The sequence below is a fragment of the Microbulbifer mangrovi genome (assembly GCF_002009015.1).
Lineage (GTDB): Bacteria > Pseudomonadota > Gammaproteobacteria > Pseudomonadales > Cellvibrionaceae > Microbulbifer > Microbulbifer mangrovi.
In genome coordinates this window covers 1-8,835 of the sequence record NZ_LZDE01000214.1, presented here as the reverse complement: position 1 = coordinate 8,835, position 8,835 = coordinate 1, and the positions used below count along the sequence as shown (strand labels likewise).

6 protein-coding genes are annotated in these 8,835 nt (G+C 60.5%); all 6 read left to right on the top strand.

Translation table 11 applies throughout. The annotated features are described in order from the left end of the window. Nucleotides 1-102: 102 nt before the first annotated feature. Complete coding sequence (locus tag B4U49_RS02610) at nucleotides 103-1,674, top strand: general secretion pathway protein GspF (RefSeq protein ID WP_078083022.1); 1,572 nt, start codon at nucleotides 103-105, stop codon at nucleotides 1,672-1,674. 25 nt (nucleotides 1,675-1,699) lie between these two features. Further along, nucleotides 1,700-2,719: an FAD:protein FMN transferase gene (locus tag B4U49_RS02605; protein ID WP_078083021.1), complete on the top strand. Its 1,020-nt coding sequence runs from the start codon at nucleotides 1,700-1,702 to the stop codon at nucleotides 2,717-2,719. Between the two features lie 79 nt (nucleotides 2,720-2,798). Next, entirely contained in the window at nucleotides 2,799-3,329 is a 531-nt protein-coding gene (locus B4U49_RS02600; RefSeq protein ID WP_078083020.1) for an AraC family transcriptional regulator, read from the top strand. Between the two features lie 7 nt (nucleotides 3,330-3,336). Beyond that, on the top strand, nucleotides 3,337-5,496 hold the full coding sequence (locus B4U49_RS02595) for a tetratricopeptide repeat protein (protein WP_078083019.1): 2,160 nt from the start codon (nucleotides 3,337-3,339) through the stop codon (nucleotides 5,494-5,496). Next, on the top strand, nucleotides 5,493-8,375 hold the full coding sequence (locus B4U49_RS02590; RefSeq protein WP_078083018.1) for a tetratricopeptide repeat protein: 2,883 nt from the start codon (nucleotides 5,493-5,495) through the stop codon (nucleotides 8,373-8,375). The genes B4U49_RS02595 and B4U49_RS02590 overlap by 4 nt, the downstream gene beginning before the upstream one ends. 1 nt (nucleotide 8,376) lies before the next feature. Next, on the top strand, nucleotides 8,377-8,835 hold a 459-nt coding region (locus B4U49_RS02585; RefSeq protein WP_158078534.1), incomplete at its 3' end, for a tetratricopeptide repeat protein.

The window sequence follows — 8,835 nt, the reverse complement described above, 5'->3', positions numbered from 1 at the left end:
ATGGGTTTACGGCGTGTCTCGCGAGCGCCCCCCGGCAGCAGTACCGCCAAGATAATTTGATAAAGCGGACCACCTCGCAAAGTCGGGGGCACCGGAAGAGCCATGAGCAAGAAAAAACATTTTGGATTGGACCAACCACTGCGCCACCCGGATCACCATCGCCCGGTGAGCCGACGGGATTTTCTCGGCCAGGGCTTTCGCGCAGGCATGGCGACGGTGCTGGGCGGTTCCATCTTCAGTCTGTTTGCCAATCCGCGCTCCGCACAGGCGGCGCTGTCTTCAGATTTGGAGGCGATGCGCGCGACCTGTGGGGTCAGCGCCAACGGTGCCGGCAAGATTCCGTTTATCTGTTTTGATCTGGCGGGGGGCGCGAATATCGCGGGCTCTAATGTGCTGGTGGGCAAGCAGGGCGGGCAGCTGGATTTCCTGAGCACCTCCGGTTACAACAAACAGGGCCTGCCCGGTGACATGCTGCCTTCGCTGACAGATGCTGCGGGCAATTCCTTCGTCAATCAGGACCTGGGGCTCGCTTTCCACAGCGACAGCCAGATGCTGCGCGGTATCCTGGAAAAAGTGGCCGCCGGCACTGCCAATGCCATCAACGGTGCGGTTATTCCCGCGCGCTCGGAAAACGACACCGGCAACAATCCGCACAATCCGATGTACGGCATCAACCGCGCCGGCGCCAACGGCTCACTGCTCGCCCTGATCGGTTCCCAGACCAGTGAATCCGGTGGTAACTCCATGGCGCCGGCGGATCTGATCAATGCGGAAGTGCGTCCCACCAAGATCGACCGCCCTTCCGATGTCACCGGCCTGGTCGACGTGGGCGATCTGGTGGGCTTGTTGAGCCAGGAAGATACGGTTGCGGTGATGGAATCCATGTACCGGATTTCCAACGCCAAGCTGGGCAAGGTCAATACCCGGGTCAGCAACGATGCGGTGATCAAGGATCTGGTGAAATGCGGCTATATGAAAAGCGCAGACCTCGCCGACCGCTTCGGTAACCCCAGCGCACTGGATCCGGCTCTGGATCCGGATATCGTCGGGCCCGCCGGGATTTTCAGCTCCGAAGAATTCTTTGGCGACCGCGAATTCCAGAAAGCCGCCTCCACCATGAAACTGGTCGTCAACGGTTATGCCGGTGCCGGTACCATTACCATGGGCGGTTATGACTACCATACCGGCGACCGCGCTACCGGCGAGCTGCGCGACCTGCGCGCGGGCCGCTGTATTGGCGCCTGCCTGGAATACGCCGCGCGCGTCGGCCAGCCGCTGATGGTATATGTATTCAGCGATGGCTCGGTTTTCAGTAACGGCATGATCGACGATTCCGTCGAGGGCCGCGGCAAGGGTGTCTGGACCGGCGACAATCAGCAGACTGCCGCTTCCTACTTCCTGGTTTACAATCCCGCCGGCCGACCCACCCTGCTCGGTGGCAGCGCAGACGAACAGGCGCGCCATCAGCAGCTGGGCTATATGCGCCCCTCGGGGGATGTGGAGACCGCGGGCAGCCCGGCCGCCAACAACGTCAACCAGCTGGTGCAGACAGTGGTACTGAACTACATGGCCTTACACGGGGAACAGGGCAGCTTTGCCAGCCTGTTCCCCAACCACGGCCTGGGTAATGCCAGCCTGATGGACAGCCTGACGGCGTTTGCGCCGATCCAATAACCCGGTTTACTGAAAAGAATCCACGATGTCTCCCGCCCGCTTATTTACTCTGCTCGCCGGCCTGTTGTGCGCCGCCCTCACCCACGGTGAAGCGCAAAATGACGGCTGGCACTACGACAAGCAGGCGATCATGGGCACCGAAGTACACCTGCAGTTCTGGCATGAAAGCGGAGAAGCCGCCGAGACAATCACCAGCGCGGTGATGGAAGAATTTCGCCGTATCGATGCCGCCCTCTCGCCGTATAAGGAAAACAGCGAGCTGTCCCGGGTAAACCGGCAGGCCGGACAGCAATCGATGCAAATCTCGGACGAACTGGCATCGATTTTGGATAAGTCGCTGTGGTACAGCAAAAAGACCCGGGGTGCCTTCGATATAACCTATGCGACCCTGGGCAGCCTGTACGATTTTCGCAAAGGCGAACGGGCGGACCAGGAAACCACAGAAGACCTGTTACCTTCGGTCAACTATCGACACGTCAGCCTGGACCGAAAGAACCGCACACTAAAATTTTTAGACAGTCGTACCAAAATTGATCTCGGCGGCATCGCCAAGGGTTATGCCGTGGATCGTGCGGTGGCAATTCTGCAACAGTACGGAGTGCAAAATGCCAGCGTCAGCGCCGGCGGCGATGCGCGGCTACTCGGGGACAAGCGCGGCAAACCCTGGCTCATCGGCATTCGTCACCCGCGCGACCGGTCAAAAAATGCTGCGGTTATTCCACTGGAAAACACCGCCATATCCACTTCGGGGGATTACGAACGCTTTTTTATCGATAGCGATGATCACCGGGTACACCACATTTTCAATCCGGCCACGGGCAAACCCGCGGAGACGGATTCCAGTGGCGATGACAGCGATAGTGACAAATTGATCAGCGTCAGTGTGATCGGCCCGGAGGGGTTTGATACGGACCCGCTTTCCACCAGCGTGTTCGTACTCGGCAAGCAAAAAGGTATCGCGTTGATCGAAGGCATGCCCCAATTTGAGGCAATTGTTATCGACGCCAATCACCGGATGTTCTTTACCAGTGGACTGCAACAGTAATTGCCAACTTTGTCACAACCGAAACGAGGCATCGTGACATAATCGTCCACCCAGCGACCATGGAGTTTAAGGTTTCAACATGTTTTCCCCGCGTCATCTCGGCCCGATCCTGGCCCTAATTTCCCTGATTTTTGCAGGTGGCTCCGTGGCCCAGAGTGGAGACTTTGCCGAGGGCGACCTGGAGAGCCTCAAGCGCGAAGTGCTGAAACTGAACCGCGATCTGCTGGTACTGGAGGAAGACCTGCTGTTTCCAGCGCAGAGTCAGGTTGCAGTGTACCTGTCCATGGACGTGGGCCACTTCTTTGACCTGGACTCGGTCAAATTGCATATCGATAACAAGCTGGTGGAAACCCACCTGTATACCGAACATCAGAAAAAAGCCCTGTTTCGCGGTGGCATCCAGCCGCTGTTCAAGGGCAACCTCAAGTCCGGGGAGCACACGATCACCGCGTTCTTTACCGGTATCGGTCCCGAGCAGCGGGCCTACAAGCGCGCAGCCACCCTGGAACTGAGCAAGACCGACGAACCCGCCGTGATCGAATTGCGGATTTCCGATTCCGGCGCCAAACAACAGCCGGAATTCACCGTCGTCCAGTGGCCCGCCCCCTGAGGCCGCCATGTCGTTTTCCGCTGTTATCAAAAGATCCCCGCTGGCACTGACCCTCGCCGCCATCGTGGGCAGCGCCCCGCTATATGCCAACACTGGGGAAAGCGAAGCAAGTAACCCGGCTGCGGAAAGCGCAGAGCCCGCCAGTACCCGGAAATTTCAGCAGGCGCAGGACATGCGCTACGGAGCCGCGCTTTACCACTACTTCCAGGGCAACACCTTCGACGCCCTGAGCACGTTGATGGTGTCAGACGTACGCGGCGATATTGTCCATCACAGGGACAATGCTGAATTGATACGCGGCGGCATCAGCCTCGCATTCGGCCTGGAGCGCCAGGCCGCATCACTGTTTGAACAGCAGTTGCAGAAAACCGCGGATGAAAACAATCGCCAGCGGATCACCCGCTTTCGCGAGATTGCCTGGCTGAAGCTCGCTGAACTCAACTATCGCCAGCAAAACTGGGATACCGCTGCCCTGCAGCTGGAAAAGTCCGGGGCCATGCACCAGTCGGACCTGCCACTCAACCTCGCGATCCGCAGCGGCGACCTGGAACAGGCACACACCCTGCTGGGAATGGCCAGCCTTCCGGTTCCAAAACAGGTGCTCGGGCACAGCAACCTCGCCGCCGCCCTGGCTCGCCAGCAACAGTTAGCCGCTGCCGCCGATGAATACCGCCGCGCAGCGACCCTGGTCGAGCAGTACCCGGACGCCGACGACGAGTTGCGCGTCCTTCGCGACAAGGCCCGTATCGGCGCCGGCTATGCGCTGGCTCTCAACAACGACTACGCCGGCGCGGCACAGGAATTCCAGAGCGTGCGCCTGGATACACCCTGGTCCCCCCAGGCCCTCCTCGGTCTCGGCTGGGCGTCGGTGAATGGCGAGGAATATCAGCGCGCGGTGGATGCACTGAGCTACCTGATCCAGCAGAACCCGCTGTCACCAGAGGTTCAGGAAGCGCTACTGGCGCTGCCTTTCAGTTATGAAATGCTGCGCCGACCGAAACTCGCACTGAAAGCCTATGAGGGTGCCGAGCAAAAATATCTGCAAGCACTGAGCGACCTCGCCACCCTGTTCGAGGCCTCCGGTCGACTGCAGTTTGCGGAAATCGATGTGGAAGAAAATATCGATCTGCGCCGCTACGGATGGCTGGAAGACGCCCGAACACCGGCGTTCATGCGCATCAATCAGAAATACCTGCTGCAGATGATGCAGAGCGATCGCCTACAGATGCAGCTGTCGCAATTGCGTGATCTGCGCCACCTGAAACAGGTACTGGAACAATGGCAACAGCGGCTGCCGGAATTCGACAACCTGATCGAGGAACGCGAGCAGCGCCGCGTCGCCATCGTCCAGCAACATGACAGTGCCCAGTATGACCAGCAGGTACAGATTGCCGAGCGGGAGCTGGCAACGTTGAAAACCAACCTTGCGCGCATCGAGACGCAGCAGGATGGTCTCGCCATGCTGGCGACAGCGGGGGGCGAGGAAGCGGAGTTTCTGAGAATGCTGCGCGCAGCCGAAGCGCGCTATCAAAATCTCAGCAACGCCGGAAAAACCAGTAACTACCAACGTCAGACCCTGGCCCGCGCACGCGGCATTCTGCAGTGGCAAGCCGCTGAGCAGTATCACGAAAACCTGTGGCAAAAGCGCAAGTCGATTTCGCAATTAGAGGAGCAGCTCGTCGATGCCGCCCGCCGCCAGCGCAACGTCGCGCGTATCGCCGCGGATGCCCCGCAGCTGAACCTGCTCGCCGACGGTATCGAAAGTGCCGGCCAGCGCATTGCTCAGCAGAAAAATGCCATCGAACGCGCCAGCGCAGCGATTGAGACGAGCATTCGTCAGGACATGCGCAACACACTGGAAGCGGCCAAGGTTCGGGTAGAGGGATATATGGCCCACGCCCGCCTGTCCATTGCCCGCATCCAGGACGCGGCCGTGCAGGGCATGTACGACCTTCCCCCACAGGTCCCTGAAATGGAAGGGGAGGCCGCAACAGATACGCCATCCGCAGCACCAGCAGAGCCTGCGGCAGAGTCCGACGGTCCGGCCCGGGGAACTGACAGCCCCGAGCCGGGAAAAAACAACTCTGAGCCGGAAGCCGACAACCGCGGCCAGCAAATAGAAAGCCCCGCACAGGCCGTCGACAGCACAGAGGATGAGGATTCGTGAAGCTCTTCTCCCCGCACAAAAAATTGCTCGTGCTGGCGATATCCACCGGCGCACTGCTCGGCGGCTGCGCCAGCCAGTTCGAGGCCGGCACCACCCTTGCGGACCTGCCGACAACCAATCTGGCGCCCGAGCCCTACGTGATCGTGCCCAAGGTCGAACTGCCGGAACTGATCGAGAGCTACGAAAACGCACTCGCCTCCAACACCGATCCAAAGACCCGTCGCCAGATCCAGTTGCGGCTGGCAGACCTAAACATGGAACGCCTGGAACAGCTGCAGGAAGACAACCCGGCAATGGCGGTGGCCTACGGCGAGGCGGTGCGCCACTATGAAGCCCTGCTGCAGACCTCTGCCGACGACGACTATTTGGCCTATCGGCTGGCCCGCGCCCGCTCCCTGGATGGCAATACCCAGGGTTCGCTGGCGGCACTGGAAAATATCGTCGCCACCGCACCGGACTCCCCGTTTATCGCCGAGGCGCTGTTCCGTCGCGGCGAGGCGGCATTCGGGCGAAAGAATTACCGTGCGGCAGAGCAGGACTTCGCCGCAGTGCTTGCCCAGGGCGAGACCCCTTTTGCACGCAACGCACGCTATATGCTCGGCTGGAGCCAGTTCAAGGATGCCCGCTACCGGGATTCCAGTGAAACTTTCCTGATCCTGATGGACGATCTGCTGGCGGAAAACCAGCCGCAAGCGCGCCCGCTGGATCAATTGGAAAAAGGCGATCGCCGACTGGCAGACGACACCCTGCGCGTACTCGCCCTCGGATTCAATTATCTGGGTGGGGCCGAGGTGATCGAGTCCTTCGCACCACAATCCGGGCCTCGTTCCTACCACCACTTGCTGTATCGCGGTCTTGGCGACTGGTACGCGGAGAGCGAGCGCTATCGCGACGGTGCACAGACATTTCTCGCCTTTGTGGAACGCTACCCGCAGAGCCGGGAGGCGCCGCACATGCATGTGCGCGCGGTGGAAATTCTGCAGCAGGGCAATTTTCCCAGCGAGGTCATTCCGGCCAAGCGTGCGTTTGTCACCCGCTATGGTATCCGCAGCCAGTACTGGGCTGCCGCGGATGACAGCCAGCGCGAGCAGCTGAAAATCCAGTTGAAATCCTGGCTCGAAGAACTTGCCCGGTTTGACCACGCCCGCGCCCAGGCACTCGCACTGGAAGGCGCCAGGAACAAGGGCAATTCGAAGGCAGCGACCAAAGCATCGCGGGATTCCCGCGCGGCCTTCCTGAGTGCTGCAGCATTGTACGGGGAGTTCACGCAGACATTCCCAGACGACGAAAAAACCCCGCAGCTTACCTTCCTGATGGCGGAAAGCCTGAACGAAGCGGGCCAGTATGCCCAGGCTTTTGGCGCTTACCGGCGTGTGGCCTGGGGATTCGCTGAGGAAACCGGCAAAGTGCCCGCCGCAGCCACCGAGGCAGGTTACGCGGCCATCCTGATGGCCGGCGCAATGCACAAGCGGGAAAAAAATCCGGAGCAGGCCAACCTGTGGCTGGACCGGAAAACCGAAACCAGCCTGCGCTTTGCCGATACCTGGCCGCAGGATCAGCGCGCCCTTGCAGTGCAGCTAGATGCCGCGCACAACCTGTTCGAGCAATTCCGTCACGCCGAAACCATTGCCGCCGCAGAAAAAGCCGCAGGCTGGCAACCGCCTCCCGATGCCAAACAGCGTCGCAGCATCCTGTTGCTGCTGGGGCACAGCTACTTCGAAATCGACAACTTCGCCGCCGCCGAGACCGCCTACACCCAATTGCTCGCGGGCATGGCCTCCACGGACCCGGAGTACCTGAACACCCGAGATCGCCTGCAGTCCTCCATCTACAAGCAGGCCGAGATCATTCTCAAGCAGGTGCACCTGACTACCGACAGCATGGAATTCGTGGCACCTACCGAAGAAGCCATTGCGCTGCTGCTGCGGGTGCGCGACAGCGGCCGCTCGTCCATTGCCGCCACCGCCCAGTACGATGCGATCACTCAGCTGGTGCGCCTGCAGCGCTGGCCCCAGGCGCGCACCGAACTGGCCGATTTCCGCCAGTATTATCCGGAACACAAGCTGACGCCGTCGCTCGCTGCCAAGGCAGTTGCTATCTATCAGGGACTGGATATGCCAGACGCGGCAGCCGGCGAGCTGATGACCATGGCCGCCAAGGATCCCAGCCCAGCGGTGCGTCGCGACTCGCTGTATATGGCCGCGGAGCTGTACCAGCAGTCCGGTAAAAGCGGCAAAGCCATCGATGCGTACCGTCAGTACACCCGGCAGTGGCGCGAGCCCGCGTTGCAGAATCTCGAAGCGCAGTACCAGCTGGTTTCCCTGTACGAACAGGCTGGCAACCAGCGCGAACGCAATCTGTGGATTCAGAGCCTGGCGGGCAACAAGGTATCCGAGCCCCGCGGCCGCTATCTGGCGGCCTATGCACGCAATGAACTGGCGGAACAGAGCTACGCTCGCTTTGCCCGCCTGGCCCTTACCCTGCCACTCAAGCAGAGCCTGAAGAACAAGAAACAGGCGATGGAAGCAACCGTGGCGGACTACCGCAAGGTGCTGGATTTCGGAATTGCCGAATTTACCACCGCGGCCAACTTCCGCCTCGCCGAGGTCTACCGTCAGCTGAGTCGCGACCTGATGGATTCCCAGCGCCCCAATGGGCTGGGCCCACTGGAACTCGAACAGTATGAAATTCTGCTGGAAGAGCAGGCCTTCCCGTTCGAGGAAAAAGCCATCGAATTGCACGAGGCCAACGTCCAGCGTACTGCCGACGGTGTCTATGACGAATGGGTGAAGAACAGCTTCTCATCGCTGGAAAACCTGCTGCCGGCGCGCTACCGCAAGCCGGAATCGACTATGGAGTGGAGCGATGCGGCCTACTGATATGAAACAAATCTCGCGCTTTTCCGGTATAGCCACCGCTGTCTGCGGCGCGCTGTTGTTGGCCGCCTGTGCGGCCAATTCGCCGACAACGGAGATGGAAACCGGCGAGCCCGCCGCACCGCTGGTAGATGAAAACGGTGAGCGCGTGCTGAAGCCCAACCCCTACCTGGCGGAGCCAGCAAGCGTGCCCGCAGCGGCACAACAAGCAATCGCGCAGGCGCGCGCCCAGTTCGGCCAGCAACAGTACGCGGCTGCAGAATCAACCATGCAGCAAGTGGTGACGCAATGGCCGCAACTTTCCGGTGCATGGCTGAATCTGGCCAAGGTGCAGCTGAAACTGCAACAGCCGGAAGCCGCGGAGCACAGCCTGCAGCAGGCCGTGGCGGCCAACACCAACAATGTATTCGCGTGGAACTCCCTCGGCGTATTGCTGCGAGATCAGGGCCGCTTTGACGAAGCG